The organism is Duganella sp. OV510 (assembly GCF_900100205.1).
Lineage (GTDB): Bacteria > Pseudomonadota > Gammaproteobacteria > Burkholderiales > Burkholderiaceae_D > Rugamonas.
Genome location: NZ_FNEQ01000001.1, coordinates 111,728 through 131,435, shown reverse-complemented (window position 1 = coordinate 131,435; position 19,708 = coordinate 111,728). Strand labels below are relative to the sequence as shown.

17 protein-coding genes are annotated in these 19,708 nt (G+C 63.2%); 11 read left to right on the top strand and 6 right to left on the bottom strand.

Annotated elements, in window-relative coordinates:
* Positions 1-123: 123 nt before the first annotated feature.
* Entirely contained in the window at positions 124-1,920 is a 1,797-nt protein-coding gene (locus tag BLS51_RS00715; protein ID WP_090179969.1) for a thiamine pyrophosphate-requiring protein, read from the bottom strand.
* A gap of 127 nt (positions 1,921-2,047) precedes the next feature.
* A complete protein-coding gene (locus BLS51_RS00710) occupies positions 2,048-3,412 on the bottom strand; it encodes an MFS transporter (RefSeq protein ID WP_090179976.1) in 1,365 nt (454 codons plus the stop codon).
* A 132-nt stretch (positions 3,413-3,544) separates the two neighbouring features.
* Here BLS51_RS00710 and cyoA point away from each other — a divergent pair, with 132 nt between their 5' ends.
* The 10 genes from cyoA (at position 3,545) to BLS51_RS00660 (ending at position 12,099) form a co-directional block, all read left to right on the top strand.
* Positions 3,545-4,546, top strand: a complete 1,002-nt coding sequence (gene cyoA, locus BLS51_RS00705; protein WP_090179979.1) for a ubiquinol oxidase subunit II — start codon at positions 3,545-3,547, stop codon at positions 4,544-4,546.
* The gene (cyoB, locus tag BLS51_RS00700) at positions 4,543-6,549 is read left to right on the top strand and encodes a cytochrome o ubiquinol oxidase subunit I (RefSeq protein ID WP_373994315.1); all 2,007 of its coding nucleotides are present in this window, start codon (positions 4,543-4,545) and stop codon (positions 6,547-6,549) included. The genes cyoA and cyoB overlap by 4 nt, the downstream gene beginning before the upstream one ends.
* On the top strand, positions 6,542-7,171 hold the full coding sequence (gene cyoC / locus BLS51_RS00695) for a cytochrome o ubiquinol oxidase subunit III (RefSeq protein ID WP_090179982.1): 630 nt from the start codon (positions 6,542-6,544) through the stop codon (positions 7,169-7,171). The genes cyoB and cyoC overlap by 8 nt, the downstream gene beginning before the upstream one ends.
* Positions 7,168-7,572, top strand: a complete 405-nt coding sequence (cyoD, locus tag BLS51_RS00690) for a cytochrome o ubiquinol oxidase subunit IV (protein WP_090179987.1) — start codon at positions 7,168-7,170, stop codon at positions 7,570-7,572. The genes cyoC and cyoD overlap by 4 nt, the downstream gene beginning before the upstream one ends.
* Entirely contained in the window at positions 7,569-8,363 is a 795-nt protein-coding gene (locus BLS51_RS00685) for an SURF1 family protein (RefSeq protein WP_090179992.1), read from the top strand. The genes cyoD and BLS51_RS00685 overlap by 4 nt, the downstream gene beginning before the upstream one ends.
* A complete protein-coding gene (locus BLS51_RS00680; protein ID WP_175472479.1) occupies positions 8,341-9,708 on the top strand; it encodes an ATP-binding protein in 1,368 nt (455 codons plus the stop codon). The genes BLS51_RS00685 and BLS51_RS00680 overlap by 23 nt, the downstream gene beginning before the upstream one ends.
* Positions 9,705-10,244: a response regulator transcription factor gene (locus tag BLS51_RS00675; RefSeq protein WP_090179996.1), complete on the top strand. Its 540-nt coding sequence runs from the start codon at positions 9,705-9,707 to the stop codon at positions 10,242-10,244. Before BLS51_RS00680 ends, BLS51_RS00675 begins: the two co-directional genes overlap by 4 nt.
* Positions 10,241-10,537, top strand: coding sequence for a 2'-5' RNA ligase family protein (locus BLS51_RS00670; protein ID WP_090180000.1), 297 nt, complete (start codon positions 10,241-10,243; stop codon positions 10,535-10,537). The genes BLS51_RS00675 and BLS51_RS00670 overlap by 4 nt, the downstream gene beginning before the upstream one ends.
* Positions 10,538-10,570: 33 nt before the next feature.
* Positions 10,571-10,822, top strand: coding sequence for a 2'-5' RNA ligase family protein (locus tag BLS51_RS00665; RefSeq protein WP_090180006.1), 252 nt, complete (start codon positions 10,571-10,573; stop codon positions 10,820-10,822).
* Between the two features lie 125 nt (positions 10,823-10,947).
* A complete protein-coding gene (locus BLS51_RS00660; protein ID WP_090180012.1) occupies positions 10,948-12,099 on the top strand; it encodes a putative peptide maturation dehydrogenase in 1,152 nt (383 codons plus the stop codon).
* Here the strand turns inward: BLS51_RS00660 and BLS51_RS00655 are convergent.
* Positions 12,092-12,355 (bottom strand): NHLP-related RiPP peptide, encoded by a 264-nt coding sequence (locus BLS51_RS00655; RefSeq protein ID WP_090180016.1) that lies wholly within the window; start codon positions 12,353-12,355, stop codon positions 12,092-12,094. The genes BLS51_RS00660 and BLS51_RS00655 overlap by 8 nt on opposite strands.
* Before the next feature lie 94 nt (positions 12,356-12,449).
* Positions 12,450-17,489, bottom strand: a complete 5,040-nt coding sequence (locus BLS51_RS00650) for a hybrid sensor histidine kinase/response regulator (RefSeq protein ID WP_229207444.1) — start codon at positions 17,487-17,489, stop codon at positions 12,450-12,452.
* A gap of 126 nt (positions 17,490-17,615) precedes the next feature.
* On the opposite strand from BLS51_RS00650, the gene BLS51_RS00645 reads away from it, so the two are divergent.
* On the top strand, positions 17,616-18,566 hold the full coding sequence (locus BLS51_RS00645) for a 2-hydroxyacid dehydrogenase (protein WP_090180023.1): 951 nt from the start codon (positions 17,616-17,618) through the stop codon (positions 18,564-18,566).
* On the opposite strand, the gene BLS51_RS00640 is transcribed toward BLS51_RS00645, so the two are convergent.
* Complete coding sequence (locus BLS51_RS00640; RefSeq protein ID WP_090180026.1) at positions 18,550-19,317, bottom strand: GGDEF domain-containing protein; 768 nt, start codon at positions 19,315-19,317, stop codon at positions 18,550-18,552. The two genes, BLS51_RS00645 and BLS51_RS00640, sit on opposite strands and share 17 nt — an antisense overlap.
* Complete coding sequence (locus BLS51_RS00635; RefSeq protein WP_090180034.1) at positions 19,317-19,703, bottom strand: DUF1987 domain-containing protein; 387 nt, start codon at positions 19,701-19,703, stop codon at positions 19,317-19,319. The genes BLS51_RS00640 and BLS51_RS00635 overlap by 1 nt, the downstream gene beginning before the upstream one ends.
* Positions 19,704-19,708: the final 5 nt, after the last annotated feature.

Sequence of the window (19,708 nt, the reverse complement as noted above, 5' to 3'; positions counted from 1 at the left end):
TCGCGGCTCACGCGGTCCAGTAGATCGTGCTCGTTCAAGTTCACGCAATACTCCTCATTTTCAGGTGAGGAGCAGGATATGCGGCAATTATGACGCTGTGATGACCGTAGCACCCGGCAACCATCAGGCTTTGCCTTTGCCGGGGAACAGGCCGTCCCACACTTCCTTGATGGTGGCGGTGATGACACCTGCCGCTTCCTGGTCGCCGCGCAGCATGGCACGGACGTAGTGGGCCGCCTGCTTGGCCGAGACGTGCGGCGGCAGCGGCGGCACGTCGGGATCGGTGACCATTTCCAGCAATACCGGCACTGGCGAGGACAGCGCCTCGTCCCAGGCGGCAGCCACTTTCGACGGATCGTCGACACGGATGCCGCGTAGGCCCAATAGCTCTGCATAGGCGGCATACGGGAAGTGCGGCAGATCCTGCGAGGCGGGCAGCTTGGCGTCGCCCTCGGTGATGCGTTGCTCCCAGGTGACCATATTCAGGTCGCCGTTGTTGAGCACCATGATGACCATGTGCGGATTGCTCCATTCGCGCCAGCGCGCGGCGATGGTGATCAGCGAATTAATCCCGATCATCTGCATGGCGCCATCGCCAAGCAAGGCGACCACCGGCCGTTGCGGATGCACGCACTTGGCCGCCAGCGCGTAGGGCAGCGCGCAGCCCATCGAGGCCAGGCCGCCGGACAGCGAGGCGGTCATGCCGCGCCGGAGTTTCAGATCGCGCGCGTACCAGCCGGCGCAGGAGCCGGAATCGCAGGTCAGTATCACGTCGTCCGGCAGGCGCGGCGACAGTTCCCAGAACACCCGCTGCGGATTGATCGGACTGGCCTCGTTCATGGCGCGCGCCTCCAGCACCCGCCACCAGTCGGCGACGCTGCTTTCGATGCGATGGCGCCAGCTGGTGTCGGTCTGCTGCTCCAGCAACGGCAGCAGCGCTTCCAGCGTGGCGGCGCTGTCGCCGGTGAGGCAGACTTCCATCGGATAGCGCAGATTCAGCTTGCGTCCGTCGATATCGATCTGCACGCCGCGCGCCTTGCCTTCCTTCGGCAGGAATTCGGAATAGGGGAAGGCCGAGCCGACCATCAGCAGCGTGTCGCATTCGTTCATCAGGTCCCAGCTCGCCTTGGTGCCGAGCAGGCCGATCGAACCGGTGACATAGGGCAGGGTATCCGGCACGGCGGCCTTGCCCAGCAGCGCCTTGGCGATGCCGGCGCCCAGCTTGTCGGCCACCGCAATCAGCTGGTCGGTGGCGTGCAATGCGCCAGCGCCAGCCAGGATGGCGACCTTCTTGCCGGCGTTGAGCACGGCCGCTGCGCGTTGCAGGTCTTCATGGCGCGGCGCCACCGCATGCCCGGTATAGCCGATGCCGCTGTGGATGGTGCCGTGTTCGCGCGGCGGCGTTTCGACCGCTTTCATTTCCTGCACATCGTTGGGCAGGATCACGCAGGTGACGGTGCGGCGCTCGATGGCGATGCGCATGGCGCGGTCGATCAGGTGCCGTACCTGCTCGGGCGTGGTGGCCATCTGCACGAATTCGTGGGCGACATCCTTGAACAGCGCCATCAGGTCGACTTCCTGCTGGTAATCGCCGCCAAGCGCCATGCGGCTCTGCTGGCCCACGATGGCCACCACCGGCTGGTGATCTGCCTTGGCGTCGTACAGGCCGTTCAGCAGGTGGATGGCACCCGGGCCGGAGGTGGCCAGGCAGACGCCCGGCTGGCCACTAAACTTGGCGTGGGCGCAAGCCATGAAAGCGGCCAGTTCTTCATGACGCACCTGCACAAATTCGATGCCGGTATCGGCATGTCCGAAGGCCCCGACTACCCCATTAATACCATCTCCTGGGTAACCATAAATGCGGGTCACACCCCATGCGGAAAGCCTTTTGAGAATGAAGTCGCCTACTGTTGTCGCCATGCCACACCTCGCAAAAAGTTCGAAGAATGTGACTTGATTCTAGCGGGGAGGTCGACTATTGCGCAGCGATAACGTGCGCAGGAGGAGGGCGCCCGGCCGCATGAGGCGGCCGGGTGTTTGCAGCAGTTTAGTTATCGCGGATGTTCCACGCGCGATTGATGCTCAGCGCCGCCAGCGAGGCGACCGCGCCGGACAGCAGGTAGACGCCGGCATAGGCCAGGCCGAAGTGCGACGACAGCCCCAGCGCCACCAGCGGTGCGAAGCCGGCGCCGATCAGCCAAGCGAAATCGCTGGTCAGCGCCGCGCCGGTGTAGCGGAAGCGTTGCGGGAACTGCGCAGTGACGGCGCCGGCGGCCTGACCGTACGACAGGCCCAGCAGCGAGAAGCCGATCAGGATGAAGGCGTCCTGGCCGGTTTCGCCGCTGCCGATGAGGAAGGGCACGAACAGGCTGAAGATGCCGATCAGCGTGGCCAGCGTGCCCAGCGTGCGGCGGCGGCCGACGCGGTCCGCCAGGTAGCCGGAGATGATGATGGCAATCGCCATCAGCACCACGCCGACGATCTGCACTTGCAGGAAGCCTGCCAGCGAGCGTTGCGAGGTCAGCGTGATCCACGACAGCGGGAACACCGTCACCAGGTGGAACAGCGCGTAGCTGGCCAGCGCTGCCAGCGCGCCGATGATGACGTTGCGGGTTTGCGAGCTCATCAGTTCGCCGACCGGCACCGGATCCAGCTGGTGCTCGTCCAGCAGGTGCGAGTATTCATGCGTGGTCACCAGCCGCAGGCGGGCGAACAGCGCCACCACGTTGATGGCGAAGGCCACATAGAAGGGGAAGCGCCAGCCCCATTCCAGGAAGTCCAGCGAGCTGAGCGTGGCCAACATGTAAGAGAACAGGCCGGCCGCGATGACGAAGCCGATCGGCGCGCCCAGCTGGCCCAGCATCGCGTACCAGCCGCGCTTGTGCTCGGGCGCATTCAGCGCCAGCAGCGACGGCAGGCCGTCCCAGGAACCACCCTGGGCAATCCCTTGTCCAACGCGCAGCAGGGCCAGCAACACGATGGAGGTGGTCCCCAAACTGGCATAGTCCGGAAGGAAGGCGATGCCGGCGGTGGAAACGCCCATAATCATCAAGGCCAGGGTGAGCTTGGTTTCACGCGTGAAGCGATGCTGGATTGCCATAAATGCGACAGTTCCAATCGGCCGCGCAATAAACGCAAGCGCAAAAATCGCAAAGGCGTATAGTGTGCCGTCAAGCCTGCTGTCGTAGGGGAAGAACACCGACGGGAACACCAGCGCTGATGCGATCGCGTAGACAAAGAAGTCGAAATACTCGGAGGCGCGACCGATGACCACACCGATTGCGATTTCTCCGGGAGAGATGTGCCCATCCCTGGCATTGATGCTGCGTGCGCCTGGGCTCGTTTGATGGTGATGTTCGTGGACTCCGGCCTGAACGGCCTGGACGTCATTGATAGAAGTCGTATTAGCCATAGTCTCTGTCTCGTGTTAAGTAATTGTTATCACGGGGATGTCCAGGCGGGTAGGACAAAGTGTCCAATGGCAAGAACAGTCCGTCGTGAGTACAGTAGCATGATCCCAACAATCTGTAATCTAAATTACCGCATGATTCCTCCTATCGTTCGTCGTGGATTGCTCCTCGCACCGTTATTGTGGCTCGCTGGCTGCGATACGGTCGTGCTGAATCCGTCCGGGGATATCGCAGCGCAGCAGGCACACCTTGTTGTTGTGTCAACTTTGCTGATGCTGTTGATCATCGTACCTGTCATGTTCTTGATCTGTCTGTTCGCTTGGCGCTATAGAAAGTCAAATACCGCTGCCGAATACAAGCCAGACTGGGACCACTCTACCAAGCTCGAACTGCTGATCTGGGGCGCGCCGCTGCTGATCATCATCGTGCTGGGCCTGATCACGTGGATTTACACCCACTTGCTCGATCCTTACCGTCCGCTGAGCCGCATCGATGAAAATCGTCCGCTGGCGCCGCACGTCAAGCCGCTGGAAGTGCAAGTGGTGTCGATGGACTGGAAATGGATGTTTATTTATCCAGAGCAAGGTATTGCCACCGTCAACGAACTGGTCACGCCGATCGACGTGCCGGTGCGCTTCCACATGACGTCGACTACCGTGATGAATGCGTTCTACATTCCTGCGCTGGCCGGCATGGTGTACACGATGCCAAGCATGGAAACGCAGCTGAATGCGGTGATGAACAAGGTGGGCGTGTACGACGGCTTCTCGGCCAACTACAGCGGCGCCGGCTTCTCGCAGATGCGCTTCAAGTACCACGGCGTGTCGCAGGGTGACTTCGACGCCTGGGTTGCGAAGACCAAGGCCTCGACCGCCAAGCTGGACCGCGCTGAATTCCTGGCGCTGGACAAGCCGACCATCAAGCACCCGATCATGCACTTCGGTACTGTCGATGCTGACCTGTACAGCCGCATCCTGAACCGTTGCGTCGCTGACGGCAAAGTCTGCATGAATGTCCAGATGCACCAGGATGCCAACCGCATCAAGGCTGCCGTGGCCACGCAGAAGCTGCCGAAAGACGAGGTGTGCGAGCCGACCGAAGTCGCCGCAACTGCTCAACCTACCCGTAAAGAATGACCATGTCTGATCTGAACCTGACCAATCTGATCTTCGGACGGCTGTCGCTGGAAGCAATTCCATATCACGAGCCTATCCTGATCGGCACTTTCGCCATGGTGGCAATCGGTGGCCTCGCGCTGCTGGCCGTCATGTTTAAATTCCGCCTGTGGGGCCCGCTGTGGCGCGACTGGATCACCTCCATCGACCACAAGAAAATCGGTATCATGTACATGATACTGGGCATCATCATGCTGCTGCGCGGCTTTGCCGACGCGCTGATGATGCGTGCACAGCAGGCGATCGCCTTTGGCGACAACGCCGGCTTCCTGCCGCCGCACCACTACGACCAGGTGTTCACCGCCCACGGCACGATCATGATTTTCTTCGTCGCCATGCCGCTGGTAACCGGCCTGATGAACTACGTGGTGCCGCTGCAAATCGGCGCACGTGACGTCTCGTTCCCGTTCCTGAACAACTTCTCGTTCTGGATGACCACCTTCGGCGCCATGCTGACCATGGTGTCGCTGTTCGTCGGCGAATTCGGCAAGACCGGCTGGCTGGCGTTCCCGCCACTGTCGGGTATCGAGGCTTCGCCGGATGTCGGTGTCGATTACTACATCTGGTCGCTACAGGTGGCGGGTGTGGGTACCACGCTATCCGGTGTCAACCTGATCGCCACCATCGTCAAGATGCGCGCGCCTGGCATGTCGATGATGAAGATGCCAGTGTTCACCTGGACCGCGCTGTGCACCAATGCGCTGATCGTCGCGACCTTCCCGATCCTGACCATCACGCTGGCACTGCTGTCGCTGGACCGTATCGCCGGCTTCAACTTCTTCACCACCGAACTGGGTGGTAACCCGATGCTGTACGTCAACCTGATCTGGATCTGGGGCCACCCAGAGGTGTATATCCTGATCCTGCCAGTGTTCGGCGTGTTCTCGGAAATCGTCTCGACCTTCTCGGGCAAGCGTCTGTTCGGCTACACCTCGATGGTGTATGCCACCGTCGTGATTACCGTGCTGTCCTACCTGGTATGGCTGCACCACTTCTTCACCATGGGCTCGGGCGCGAGTGTCAACTCGTTCTTCGGCATCACCACGATGATTATCTCGATCCCGACCGGCGCGAAGATCTTCAACTGGCTGTTCACCATGTACAAAGGCCGCATCCGCTTCACCGTGCCGATGATGTGGACCGTGGGCTTCATGCTGACCTTCGTTATCGGCGGTATGACCGGCGTGATGCTGGCCGTTCCTCCAGCCGACTTCGTGCTGCACAACTCGCTGTTCCTGATCGCCCACTTCCACAACGTGATTATCGGTGGCGTGGTGTTTGGTCTGTTCGCCGGTATCAACTACTGGTTCCCGAAAGCCTTCGGCTACAAGCTGAACGAGTTCTGGGGCAAGGTATCGTTCTGGTGCTGGCTGGTGGGCTTCTGGGTTGCCTTCACGCCGCTGTACATCATGGGCTTCATGGGCGTCACCCGCCGCATGAACCACTTCGATGATCCATCGCTGCAGATCTACTTCGTGGTCGCCGCCATTGGCGCCGTGATTATCGCTGGCGGTATCGGCGCCTTCATCCTGCAGATCTTCCTGAGCTGGAAAGACCGCGAGAAACTGCGCGACGTCACCGGCGATCCATGGGAAGGCCGCACGCTGGAGTGGGCTACTTCGTCGCCGCCACCAGACTACAACTTCGCGTTCACCCCGGTGGTACACGACAGCGACAGCTGGGCTGACATGAAAGCCAACCATTACCAGCGTCCGCTGAAAGGCTTCGTTGACATCCACATGCCGAAGAACACCGGCGCTGGCTTCATCATCTCGGCCCTGTCGTTCGCCTTCGGCTTCGCCATGGTATGGCAGATGTGGATTCCGGCAGCCCTGGCGTTCGCGGTCATGATTGGCGCGATCATCGTCCACACCTTTAACTACAAGCGCGATTTCTACATCAAAGCTGATGAAGTAAATCGTACCGAAGAAGCGCATACTCGTTTGCTGGAAAGCCATGTCTGAAATTACCGCTAATGGCGCCATGAGCGCCGACCCAAGCGCGCGTTACTACGTGCGTGAACACCATCCGGAAAATGGCACGCTGCTGGGCTTCTGGATCTACCTGATGAGCGATTGCCTGCTGTTCGCCGGCCTGTTCGCGACTTACGCAGTCCTGGGCCGCAGCTATGCGGGCGGCCCGTCGGGCGCGGAACTGTTCGACCTGTCGCTGGTCGCCATCAACACCGGCTTCCTGCTGCTGTCGTCGATCACCTATGGCTTCGCCATGATCGCCACCCAGCGCAAGAACCTGAAGGCGACCATCGGCTGGCTGCTGATCACCGGCGTATTCGGCCTGGCGTTCCTGTACCTGGAAATGTACGAGTTCCTGCACCTGATCCACGAAGGTGCCGGTCCGCAGCGCAGCGCCTTCCTGAGCGCGTTCTTTGCCCTGGTCGGCACCCACGGTCTGCACGTGACCTTCGGTACCATCTGGCTGATCACGCTGGTGTTCCAGTTGAAGAAACACGGCCTGACGCCTGAAAACAAGCGTCGCATGGCGTGCCTGTCGATGTTCTGGCACTTCCTGGACGTGATCTGGATTGGCGTATTTACCTTTGTCTACCTGATGGGAGTTCTGCCATGAGCGCACCACATAACCATGCTGAGCACGATCACCACGACCATCACGGCCATGACGATGATGGCAACCACGGCAGCCTGAAGGACTACGCCATCGGCTTCATCCTGTCGGTCATCCTGACTGCGATTCCGTTCTGGCTGGTGATGGCCAAGGTGTTCGACCATTCGAGCACCACCGCCATCGTCATTCTGGCCTTCGCAGCGGTGCAGGTAGTGGTCCACATGAAGTACTTCCTGCACATGGGCAGCAAGGTTGAAGGCGGCTGGTCGATGCTGTCGACCGTGTTCACCGTCGTGCTGCTGGTCATCGTGCTGGCTGGTTCGATCTGGGTCATGTACCACATGAACAAGAACATGATGCCTTCGATGGGCAACGATGTTCACAACATGCAAGACATGCAATGACGGACGGCGCAATCACGCGCCAACGTTCCCGCGCCCTGCGCGTCATCCTGGCCCTCGTGGCCGGGGTGATGTTCGCAGGGTTTTTTGCTTTAGGGACGTGGCAGGTACTCAGGCTTCAATGGAAACTGGCGCTGATCGAGCGCGTCGACCAGCGCGTGCACGGCGCGCCGGTGCCGGCGCCGTCGATGGCGCAATGGCCGCAACTGAACGCGGAGAACGACGATTATCGCCGGGTGTCGGTCAGCGGCGTGCTGCTGGATGGCGCCACCACGCAGGTGCTGGCGTCGCTTGAGCGCGGCATCGGCTACTGGGTGGTGACGCCGCTGTGCACGGCGGACGGCGGCATCGTCATGGTCAACCGCGGCTTCATTCCGGCCGGCGTCAGCGGCTGGAAACCGCAGCCAGCGCCAGCAATGGTGGCGGCCGATGCCTGCGCCACGGCGCAAGGGCAGCCGGCCAGCTTCAGCGGCTTGCTGCGGATGACCGAGATTCCCGGCCGCTTGCGCAAGAACGAACCAGCGCGCAACTACTGGTACACGCGCGACGTGCAGGCGATCGCCCAGGCGCGCGGCCTCGGCCAGGCGCAAGTGGCGCCATACTTTGTCGACGCGGACGCGCCCACGGCGCAGGCTGCGGGACCGGTGGCAGGTGAGCAGCCGAAGGGCGGATTGACGGTTATTTCCTTCGTCAACAACCATTTGGTTTATGCTGTCACCTGGTATGCACTGGCCCTGATGGTGGCCGCTGCGACGGTATGGGTCATCCGAGATGCGCGCAAACAAAAATCATAATCCTTACGACGGCGGCCGCATGCGGCTGCCGGTAGTCGAACCGCTGGCGTCGGCGAACGCCTCCGCCAGCACCATTACCCACGCGGCCGGCCACAAGAACATGCAGCAGCTGATCCAGCTGCGCTGGATCGCTGTGGTCGGGCAGATCACCACGATCGCCACCGCCTCGATCCTGCTCGGCGTGCAGCTGCCGATGCCGGCCATGCTGAACATGCTGGCCTGCCTGATCGCCTTCAATATCGCCAGCATCCTGCGCTGGCAAGAGAATCAGGAAGTCTCCAACAGCGAGCTGCTGCTGGCGCTGACGGTGGACATCGCCATCCTGACGGCGCAGCTGTACCTGACGGGCGGCGCCACCAATCCCTTTGTGTTCCTGTACCTGTTGCACGTGATCCTCGGTGCGGTGTTACTGGAGCGCTGGTCCACCTGGACCATCGTGATCGTCACCGGCGCCTGTATTGCCGGGCTGGCGCTGTTCTCCGAGCCGTTGCCTCTGCCGCAGGACCACGCGCTCGGCATCTTCAGCCTGTATGTGCAAGGGATGCTGATCTGCTTCATTCTGGACGCCGCGTTGCTGGTGATTTTCATCACCCGCATCATGCAGAACATGCGCAGCAGCGCGGCGGCGCTGTCGGATTTACGGCAAAGGGCGGCCGAAGAAGAACACATCGTCCGCATGGGTTTGCTGGCTTCGGGTGCGGCGCACGAGCTGGGCACGCCGCTGGCGACGCTGGCGGTGATCCTCGGCGACTGGAAGCGTATGCCCGAGTTCAAGGGCAGCCCGGTGCTGCTGGAAGAAATCGCCGAAATGCAAACGCAGCTGCAACGCTGCAAGAGCATCGTCAGCGGCATCCTGATGTCGGCCGGCGAAGCGCGCGGTGAATCGTCGGCCGCCACCACCATCAACACCTTTCTCGACGAAGTGGTGGCGGAGTGGCGCATCGGCCGGCCGGTGGTGCTGTTCGAGTTCGATAACCGCATATCGCTGGACTTGCCCGTGGTTTCCGATTCCACGCTCAAGCAAATGATCTGCAATGTGCTGGATAATGCGCTGGAAGCATCGCCGCAATGGCTGCGCATGGAAGCCAGCATCGAAGGCGGCACGCTGGTACTACAGGTGACCGACAACGGCCCTGGCTTCGCACCCGGTATACTGTCTGAATTCGGCAAGCCCTACAACTCCAGCAAAGGCCGCGCAGGCGGCGGGCTGGGGCTGTTCCTGGTGGTCAACGTGGCGCGCACGCTGGGCGGCGAAGTCACGGCAACCAATATGGAAAAGGGCGGGGCGATGGTGCGCCTGGCGCTGCCGTTGTCCGCCATCGAAATCAAATCGGAACAACAATGACAACAGAAGAAAGAGTACTGCTGCTGGTCGAAGACGATGCCGCCTTTGCCCGGACTTTAGGGCGGTCTTTCGAGCGCAGGGGCTACCGCGTGCTGCTGGCGGAAAACGTCGACGAAGCCAGCGCGGTGCTGGTGGAAAATTCGCCAGGCTATGCGGTGGTCGACTTGAAACTGAAGGGCAACTCATCCGGGCTGGCCTGCGTGCAGATGCTGCACGAGCACGATCCCGACATGCTGATCGTCGTGCTGACCGGCTTCGCCAGCATCAACACGGCGGTGGAAGCGATCAAGCTCGGCGCCTGCCAATACCTGGCCAAGCCATCGAACACCGACGACATCGAAGCCGCGTTCGAGCACGTGGCCGGTGCGGCCGAGCTGGAACTGACCTCGCGCGCCACATCGGTCAAGACGCTGGAGTGGGAGCACATCCACACGGTGCTGGCCGAGACCGACTTCAACATCTCCGAAGCCGCGCGCCGGCTGGGCATGCACCGCCGCACGCTGGCGCGCAAGCTTGAAAAGCAGCGCGTCAAATGAGTCAGGCCTCCTTATTCGACTTCGAAGCGCCGCCGAAGCTGACGGAGCGGATCTTCTTCGCCATCGCGCCATCGGCCGAAGCGATCAGCGACATCCGCGCGCTAACGGCCGAGCTGAAAGCGCAGCACGGCATGCAAGGCCGCCCGATCGCCGACGCCAAGCTGCACTGCACGCTCTGCAACCTGGGCGATTTCCCCGGCATGCCGGAGGCGTTGCTGTCGCGCGCCAAACAGGCCGCCGCGCTGGTCGCAGCCGCCACGCAGCCGTTCAGCGTCAGCTTCGACACCGCGTAAACCTTCATCAACCGCGCGCGCAACCGGCCATTCGTGCTGACGGGCAGCGACGGCGTGGTGGGCGTCACCGCGCTGTATCGCAACCTCGCCAGCGCGCTGCTCAAAGCCGGCATAACCGGCAATCCGCTCAGCTACACGCCGCACGTCACGCTGCTTTACGACGACATCACCGCCGCCCCGGCAGCCGTCACCCCGATCGAATGGCCGGTACGCGAGCTGCTGCTCCTGCACAGCCACATCGGCCAGGCCCGCCCCTACAACATCCTCGCCCGCTGGCCGCTCTAAAACCGGGGTCAGTTCTGCCAAACGCACACAAGCTCAACAGTAGCCGATGGCTACTGTTGAGCTTGTGTGCGTTTGGCAGAACTGACCCCCGTATGGTAGTTTGGGGTTTTTTGGGCGGGGGCATTATGCTGGTCAGGCGTTGTGCTGTGCTGTTTGTCGAGCCACGGGAGGATCTGGATGTCGATTGGGCGGCGTTGTTTGCTGGCCAGGGGGCTATCGGGGCGACTTTGCAGTGGGTGGCGTTGGCGCCGCATCTGGGTGAGGAGGTGGTCGTCGATGCCGCTGAGTTGGCCGCGCTCGGCGGTGTCGGCTTGACGTTGTGGCAGGAGCAAGCGGACTATGAGGCGCGCTTTGGTGCGGAGGCGATTGCGCGGTTGCTGGCTACAGGTTTGCTGGTGAGCGATGCGCCCGAGGGCGCGGCACTGCGCGAGCGCGATGAGGTGCTGCGCTCGCAGCATTGGCGCCCGTTGTCCGCCGCCGTCCATATGTTCAGCCGCTGGGCCGATATGCGCGTCGATAAGGGCATGCAGTTTCCGAGCTTTGAGGAATTGGTCGAGAATTACGGCACGCCGCCGGACCCGACGATCAATCGCCGTGATGACGGCCAGGCCATCACGCTACCGCCGCCACAATCCGGCAAGCTGGATGACACGCTTTTTCAGCGCTATACAGGCCGTAATTTCGATCCATCGGCCGTGCTGCCGCTGGCTACCGCCTCGCGGCTGCTGCAGCGCGCCTTTGGTGCGCAGGGGGAGCGGGAGATGGCGCCCGATGCTTTCGTGCTGAAGAAGCTCAGCCCCTCCGCCGGCGGCCTGCATCCGACCGAGGTGTATGTGCTGGCGCAGCGCGTCGATGGCGTTGCGCCCGGCCTGTATCACTACCAGCCGACACAGCACGCGCTGGAGCCGCTAACCGCGTTGGCGCCCGCCGATGCCGAGCAACTGGCGCTGCGCATGGTGGCCGATCAGGATTGGTTTGTGCCGGCGCCGATGCTGGTGGTGCTGGTCACGCGCGTCGAGCGCAATTTCTGGAAGTATCGCAACCACGCCAAGGCTTATCGCGCGGTGCTGCTGGATGCCGGCCACCTGTCGCAGACCTTCTATCTGCTGGCCACCGAAGCCGGCATGCCGGCCTTCGTCACCGCCGCCGTCAACGAGGTCGATATCGAACGCGCCCTCGGCCTCGATCCGCTGAAGGATATGGTGGTTGCCGTGTGCGGCTGCGGCCCGGCTTCGGGCGCGCAGCACACGGTTGAGATGCGCTACGAGGCTAAATAGAAACGCGCTGGCCGGACAGGAAAAACGGTATCGCGCCAGCCGCGCTGTTGACCTTGGCCTTGATGGCGTGGCGGTTGGCGGCGATGACTTCCTTGGCCGGCAGGCTGCGCAGGGCAGGGATGCGCGCGGCGTCCAGCTGCATGCCGATACCGCCCAGCGCCAGTTGCGGATCGCTGAGGAAGTGCTGGCGGAAGCTGTCGTCGCCGGACAGCTTGGACAGCAGCAAATCGAGATCTTGCGGGGAATGCGGTGCCATGTCTTGCCCTTTCGTGTGGAGGATGAATCGGATCGTAGCTTCATGCTAGGCCAGCCGCGACAGGATCTCAAGTCGAATCGACACTGGCAGTGTGCTAGGAAGTCGGGGCGGCATCGGCTGCACGCGGCGCCGTCTCGTTGCGCGCGGTGGTCATCACGACGTCGAACTCGTGCACGAACGCGCGCAGCAAATCTGCCAGCGCCTGCGGTTCCGCCCGGAGCCGGTCTTCCAGCGCGGTTGATGTTTTGGAAAGCTCGTTTGCAGAAAGATTACCCGCCGCGCCGCGTATCTTGTGCACCAGTTCTGCTGCGCGCGGCAGGTCGCCGGAGTGGATTGCATCATGAATCTGTTGCAAAGTTGGGTCAAAATCGTGGGCGAATGTGCCGATCAGCTGCGACAGCAGCACCTGATTGCCGCCTAGCCGGTCGAGTGCGGACTGCATGTCGATGCCGGCACGCGGCGTTAGGGGCATGTCGGGCCGCGCCTGCGGACGGACGCTTGCTGCTTCGGCAGCATCGGCCATCGCCAGGCGGCCTGGGTCCGGCTGCACCCAGGTGGCGAGCACGGCGTACAGCGTATCGGGATCGATCGGCTTGGTGACATAGTCGTTCATGTCGCGTTCGAGACAGCGCTCGCGGTAGCCTGCCACCGCATGCGCGGTCATGGCGATGATCGGCAGCGCGCCGTGGCGCGGGTCCTTGCGTATCAACGCGGTGGCCTGGTAGCCGTCCATGTCCGGCATCTGGATGTCCATCAGTACCGCGTCGTAGCTGTTGGCGTCCACCATGCGCGCGGCTTCCTCGCCGCTGCCGGCGACGTCGGCGCGCACGCCGGCGCGTTGCAGGATTTCGGTGGCGACCTGCTGGTTGATCGAATTGTCATCCACCACCAGCACATATGCGCCACGGATGCGCTGCGTCGCCAGCGACGGTGAGGCGCTGAGCATGGTCACCTGCTGTGCCGCCTCCAGTCCCAGCGCCGACAGGATGGCGTTGCGCAGCTGCTGTGGATTGGCCGGCTTGTCGATGAACGGCGTCACGCGCACCTGCTCAATGACGTCCTGATGATGTTCGCGCGCATAGGCGGTCACCATCAGCACCGCCGGCACGGCGCCCATTTCGGGATCGCTGGCGATGCGGTGCAGGGTATCGATGCCGTCGACGTCCGGCATGTCGGCGTCGATCAGCAGCACGTCGTAGGGATCGAGCTGCATCGCTGCCACCGCCGCCGTACCGGATGGCACGGCGCGCGCCTTCAGTCCCAGCATGCCAAGCTGGATCTTCAGCATGTGGCGCGCGGCTTCGCTGTCGTCCACCACCAGCACGTGCTTGCCTTGCGCTGCCGCTGGCACTGACTGTACGCGCGGCGACTGATCGGCCGCCGCTTGCAGCTGCACGGTGAAACTGAAGCTGCTGCCGACGCCTGGTTCGCTGTCTACCTTGAACTCACCGCCCATCTTGCGCACCAGTTGCTGCGAGATGGCCAGGCCGAGGCCAGTGCCGCCGTACAGGCGCGTGGTGCTGGCATCGGCTTGCGCGAACGCCTGGAACAGGCGTGCCTGCTGTTCCTCGCTGATGCCGAGGCCCGTGTCTTCCACAATAAAGCGTAGCACCAGCGGTCCGCCTGACGTGACGGCGGGACTGGTGCCATCGATTTCCACGCGCAGTTCAATATGCCCGCGCGCGGTGAATTTGAGCGCATTGCCGACCAGGTTGACCAGGATCTGGCCCAGCCGCAGCGGATCGCCCAGCAGGTTATGCGGCACGTCCGGCGCGGCGCCGATGACCAGCTCCAGCCCGCGCTCGGCGGTGCGCCATGCGAACAGGTCGGCGATCTGGTTCAGCGTGTCGGGCAGGTCGAAGGGCAGGGCTTCCAATTCAAGCTTGCCGGATTCGATCTTGGAGAAGTCCAGTACGTCGTTGATGATCTGTAGCAGGCTTTGCCCGGCGCGGCTGATCTTGCGGAAGTAGTCGAGTGGCTGCGCCGGCAGGTCGAGGTGCGTGCCCAGCCCGGCGAAGCCGAGGATGGCATTCATCGGTGTGCGGATCTCGTGGCTGATATTGGCCAGGAACTCGCTCTTGGCGCGCGTGGCGGCTTCCGCGTTGGCGCGGGCTTTTTCGATCACCCGCATCGCGCGTGCCTTCAGATAGGCCGAGGTAAACGGCTCCTTCAGCGCCTTCAGCAGATCCAGGTCGCTCGGATCGAAGGTGGCCTGATACTGGTAATTCTCGAAAATCAGATAGCCCTCGACCTGGCCGTCGATCACCACCCGCACCGACAGCAGCGCGCAGACATCACCGGGCAGCGAATGCTGATGGTGGACCTCGAAGATGTCCGGTGCGATCATGCAGTCGGCAGGCGCATAGCGCAACTCCGCCTGCCGCAGGTCGATGTGGTAGGCGTCGGCGGTGGCGTCAATGCGGCCCCAGGCCGCACGCAAACTAAGCGTGTCGGTGCCGTGCTCGCGTACCAGCGCCAGTGCCGAGTCGATGCCCTTGATGATGGTGGATTCATGCAGGATGGTGTGCAGCAGCGCATCAAAGTCCATCTGTTCATTGATGCTCTTGACGATGGCGTTCAGTTTTTCCAGGTGCTGGGTGCGCGAGTAGACCACTGCCTGCAAGGCTTCCTGCTTGCGTTGCAGCCGCCTCACGCGCCAGCGTATCAGCGCCCACGCCAGCACGCAGATGAAGAGGAAGTAGATCAGCCACGCCCACCAGGTCTGGTGCCAGGCGGGCAGCACCACCACGCGCATGGATAGCTCGTCGGCATTCCACAGTCCCTCGCGATTACTGCCGCGCATGCGTAGTACATAGCTGCCTGGCGGCAGATGGGTGTAGGTGGCGATGCGGCGGCTGGCGTCAACTTCGACCCAGCGCTGATCGAAGCCTTCCAGCAGATAGGAGTAGCGGTTGCGCTGCGGCGCCGAGTAATCGAGCGCCGCGAGTTCCACTTCAAAGCTCTGGTTCTCCGGTTGCAGTACCAGTATCGGTCCTTCCTTGCTAGCCAGTTGCGACGGCGCCAGCGACTGCTGGTCGAGCCGCACTGCACTGATGGCCAGCGGCGGGCGGTAGGCCCAGTCGTTGATGCGGCCCGGATACAGCACCGCCATGCCGGAGGTGGCGCCAAAGATCAGGTCACGTTCCGCTGTCACCGTGCTGGCGCCAATGAAGAAGGTGCGGAAGGCCAGGCCGTCGGCGCGACTCAAGGAGCGAGCACGCAAGGTGCCGGAATCGACTACCGCGATGCTGTCCGACGTGGCGCCCCAGATGCGTCCGACCGGGTCCGATTGCAGCGCCATGATGGTGCCGGCCGTCAGGCCTGCCGACACGCCCACCCGTTCGAACACCGGCTCGCCCAGGGCGTCGCGCCCGGTCATCACGCAGATGCCGCCGCCATAGGTGCCAACCCACAAGCGCCCGCGCCGGTCGATCACCAGGGAACTGATAACCGGTTCAGACAGCGCGTCCGGCTTGGCCGGATTGGCCTTGATCTGCTCCACCTTGCCGCTGTCCGGATCGAGGCGATTCAGTCCGCTGCGGGTGGCGATCCAGATGCCACCATCGGCGTCCGCCACCACCGCGTGGATGCGGTTGTCGCTCAAGCCACCGCCTTCCTGCGCACCCTGGACATAGCGCATCACCGAACCGGTGGTGGGGTTGTAGCGCAGCAGTCCCTCGAAAGTACCCAGCCATAGCTCGCCCTTGCGTACCAGGATGGTGCCGATGCGCGGATGCGGATTCCCGTGTGGCAGGGAGATGCGCTTGACGGCGCGGCCATTGGCGCTGGTGCGGTACAGGCCCAGTTGCGTGCCGATCCAGGCTTCGCCGGGACCGGCTTCGGCCAGCGCCAGGATCACGCGGTTGGGCAGGGTGGTGTCCGGCTTGTGCGGATCGGGACGCAGCGCGACGCGGCGCGCACCGTCAAGCGCGACGATATCAATGCCCTGATCGGCCAGCCCGATCCACACTTCGCCACGGCTATCGGTCATCAGCGCCGAGACCCCGGCTTCCAGCGCGCCCTCGGCGCCGAACACCGAGTCGATCGCTTCGCTGTGCGGATCGTAGATGTCGACGCCGCGCTCGGTGGTGATCCAGATCATGCCGCTGCGGTCGCGCAGCAGGGCGGCGGTACGGTCGTGAGCGAGGCTGAAGGAGATCGCTGGCTGGTGCAGGATGCGATTGCTCTGGTTGGCGTCGGTGCGATATTCGATGATGCCGCCGCCGTAGGTGCTGGCCCACCAGATGCCAGGCACGGTCTCGCTGATCGCCAACACCATATTGGCTTCGACGTCCTTGACGCCGCGCAGCGCCGCGATACGGCCGCTGGCGGCGCCGGCATCGACGATGCCGATGCCGCTTTTCAGCGTGCCGAAGGCGATTTGCCCGCGGCTGTTTTCGCCCAGCGCGAGCACGGCGTCGCTCCAGTCGCTGCGGCCATCGACGTGGATAGGAATGCCGGTGATGGTGCCGCCGTGCTTCATGCGCGACAGGCCGCTGGCCGTGCCTATCCACAGCGTGCCGGCGCGGTCCGTCAGCAGCGAGCGGATCTGGTTGTCCGGCAGGCCAGGCGTGTCTTCGTGGCTGTAGCGATGGATGGTCTTGTTGACCGTGTCATAGTATTTCAGGCCGTCGTGCGTGCCTATCCACAGGTTGCCCTTGCTGTCGCTGGCGATGGCGCTGACCAGGCCGCGCGTAAGCTCATCGGTGGGGCGCACGAACTGCTCGGTGTGCTTGTCGTACATGGCCAGGCCGGCGGCAGCCGTGCCTACCCAAAGGCGCCCGGCAACGTCAACGTGCAGCGCCTGGATGAAATCGCCGGGCAGGCTGGCCGGATCGCTGGCGTTGTAATGGAAGCTGCGCACGCGGTAGCCGTCCCAGCGCGCCAGGCCGCTCTGCGTGCCGATCCAGATATAGCCGTCGCCATCCTGCGCCAGCGCCATGCCCACCGGATGCGGCAATCCCTGATCCAGCCCCAGGTGCTCGAACAGTGGCGTGGCCAGTTGGTCCCAGCGCTGCGGACCGGCGACAGCGGCACCGCAGACAGCCAGGCAGGCAGCCAGCATTGCGCAGGCCGCGCACAGGCGGCGTAGCGCTGCGGCGACGGCAGAACGAGTGGGGGCGTGAACGTTCAAATCAGGGCGCGCTCCTCAGATTGGTCAGTCAAGCATACGGAAATGCTGACCGAAAGTCTACGACCCGCAACAGGAAATGCACAGCGCTTGTACAATCGCCACATGCAAACCAGAGTAGGTATTAATATGAAACCTGATGTATTAGTAATGGCGGCCAGCCCATCGGCCGATGTGATGGCCCAGCTGGAGCAGCATTTTCATTGTCACCATCTGTGGCAGCAGCCGCGCGAACAGCAGGCGGAATGGCTGGCCGGCGTGGCGCCTGTTGTGCGCGGCCTGCTGACCACCGGCGCCATTGGCGTCAAGGCGGATTTGCTGGCGCAGCTGCCGAAGGTGGAGATCGTCGCTGTCAATGGCATCGGCACTGACGCGGTGGACCTGGAGGCAGCCCGCGCGCGTGGCATCCCCGTCACCAACACGCCCGGCGTGCTGACCGACGACGTGGCCGACCTGGCGCTGACGCTGCTGCTGTCCGCTGCGCGCCGCCTGCCGGCGCTGGATACGTTTGTGCGCAATGGTTCGTGGGAAGCTGGCAAACCGATTGCCACTACCCGTGCGCTACGCGGCAAGGTGTGCGGCGTGTATGGGTTCGGCCGCATCGGCCAGGCGATTGGCGCCCGTGCCGAGGCGTTTGGCATGCAGGTTCGGTACTTCCAGCCACGCGCCATCGAAGGCGTCAGCGCACCACGCGCCGATTCGCTGCTGGCGCTGGCGCAGGCCAGTGATTACCTTGTGGTGGCGGCACCGGGCACCCCGGCCACGCACCACACGGTGAACGCCGAGGTAATGGCGGCTCTTGGTTCGCAAGGGACGCTGGTGAACATCGCGCGCGGTTCGCTGGTGGATGAGGAAGCGTTGATCGTCGCGCTGCGCGAACGCACGCTGGGCTTTGCCGCGCTGGACGTGTTTGCCGATGAGCCGCGCGTGCCGGCGGCGCTGCGCGAACTGGATAATGTGGTGCTGACGCCGCACGTCGGCAGCCTGACGGTGGAGACGCGCCACGCCATGGGCCAGCTGGTGGTCGATAACCTGCGTGCCCACTTCAGCGGGCAAGCCTTGCTTACTCCAGTAAGATAGCGTCTGAAGGCGCTGGCGGTGGCGTCAGTGGTGGCGGCAGTTGCGAATGTATTTTCACGCAGTTGCGGCCGGCGCGCTTGGCGGCGTATAGTGCTTCGTCGGCGCGGCTGTAGGCCAGCTCGAAGCTGGTGCCTTTCGGGTTCCAGCTGACGCCGACGCTGGCGGTGACCTGGCGGTCGATCGGCGCGCCGAATACCTGGTCGGCGATGGCGTCGCAGATATGTCCGGCGACGTCGCGCGCCTCATCGCCATCGGAAGTCGGCCAGATCACCGAGAACTCCTCGCCGCCGACGCGGCCCACCGCGACCTCCGGCCCGAGCAGCGTGCGCAGGCAGTGCACCACGGTTTTGATGACGGTGTCGCCGGCCGGGTGGCCGAAGTCATCGTTAACCCATTTGAAGTGATCGATGTCCAGCACGATCAGCGCCATGTCGTCTTCCAGCAGGCAGGCGGTGGCGCGGTCGATGACGGCCGCACGATTCAGCGCACCACTCAGCGGATCGTGGGTGGCGCGGTATTCCAGCTGCTGCGCCAGTTCGTGCAGCTGGCGGTTCATCTGGTTCATGTCCAGCTCAGCGCGGTCGCTGCGGCGGATCAGGCGGCGGCTTTCGCGCATCAGGCGCTCGTAATGGACGATCATTTCGGCCAACGCGGCGCGCGCATCCGCACGCGGGTCGGCATGGGCCGCCTTGGCATTCGCCAGTGCGGCGCTTTCCAGCGCAAACAGGTCGGCGTCGGCCTTGGGTGTCATCAGTTGCTCACCGCGTGGTCATGGAAATCGAGGGCGCCGAAATCGTCCTGCAGTTCCTGGCCGAATTCGAGGATGGTGTCGTCGTCTTCATCGTGATACCAGTTCAGGCGCACCTGGTTGCCGGCCATGGCGGCGTTGTTCAGCGCCTCGAAGAAGGAGAACAGCATCTTGGTGCTGGAGCTGTTGAAGTAGGCCAGCGATACGTGCACGGTGATCCCGGCCTCGCTGCAGCTGTCCAGATAAGCCTGCACGCGCGCGATGACCGGGCCGTAGAAGGCGGCGGCGTTCTCCGGATAGGATTCGCCCTTGATCGACAGCGTGTGCTGGTCAAAGCGGAAGTCGATTTCCGGCGAGGTCGGCGAGGCGGCGATGAAAAGTGGTTCCATGATAG

Excerpts from the sequence above, each read along its gene's own strand:
- BLS51_RS00715 (WP_090179969.1), bottom strand. The coding sequence starts at position 1,920 with ATGGCGACAACAGTAGGCGACTTCATTCTCAAAAGGCTTTCCGCATGG.
- BLS51_RS00710 (WP_090179976.1), bottom strand. The coding sequence starts at position 3,412 with ATGGCTAATACGACTTCTATCAATGACGTCCAGGCCGTTCAGGCCGGA.
- cyoA (WP_090179979.1), top strand. The coding sequence starts at position 3,545 with ATGATTCCTCCTATCGTTCGTCGTGGATTGCTCCTCGCACCGTTATTG.
- cyoB (WP_373994315.1), top strand. The coding sequence starts at position 4,543 with ATGACCATGTCTGATCTGAACCTGACCAATCTGATCTTCGGACGGCTG.
- cyoC (WP_090179982.1), top strand. The coding sequence starts at position 6,542 with ATGTCTGAAATTACCGCTAATGGCGCCATGAGCGCCGACCCAAGCGCG.
- cyoD (WP_090179987.1), top strand. The coding sequence starts at position 7,168 with ATGAGCGCACCACATAACCATGCTGAGCACGATCACCACGACCATCAC.
- BLS51_RS00685 (WP_090179992.1), top strand. The coding sequence starts at position 7,569 with ATGACGGACGGCGCAATCACGCGCCAACGTTCCCGCGCCCTGCGCGTC.
- BLS51_RS00680 (WP_175472479.1), top strand. The coding sequence starts at position 8,341 with ATGCGCGCAAACAAAAATCATAATCCTTACGACGGCGGCCGCATGCGG.
- BLS51_RS00675 (WP_090179996.1), top strand. The coding sequence starts at position 9,705 with ATGACAACAGAAGAAAGAGTACTGCTGCTGGTCGAAGACGATGCCGCC.
- BLS51_RS00670 (WP_090180000.1), top strand. The coding sequence starts at position 10,241 with ATGAGTCAGGCCTCCTTATTCGACTTCGAAGCGCCGCCGAAGCTGACG.
- BLS51_RS00660 (WP_090180012.1), top strand. The coding sequence starts at position 10,948 with ATGCTGGTCAGGCGTTGTGCTGTGCTGTTTGTCGAGCCACGGGAGGAT.
- BLS51_RS00655 (WP_090180016.1), bottom strand. The coding sequence starts at position 12,355 with ATGGCACCGCATTCCCCGCAAGATCTCGATTTGCTGCTGTCCAAGCTG.
- BLS51_RS00645 (WP_090180023.1), top strand. The coding sequence starts at position 17,616 with ATGAAACCTGATGTATTAGTAATGGCGGCCAGCCCATCGGCCGATGTG.
- BLS51_RS00640 (WP_090180026.1), bottom strand. The coding sequence starts at position 19,317 with ATGACACCCAAGGCCGACGCCGACCTGTTTGCGCTGGAAAGCGCCGCA.
- BLS51_RS00635 (WP_090180034.1), bottom strand. The coding sequence starts at position 19,703 with ATGGAACCACTTTTCATCGCCGCCTCGCCGACCTCGCCGGAAATCGAC.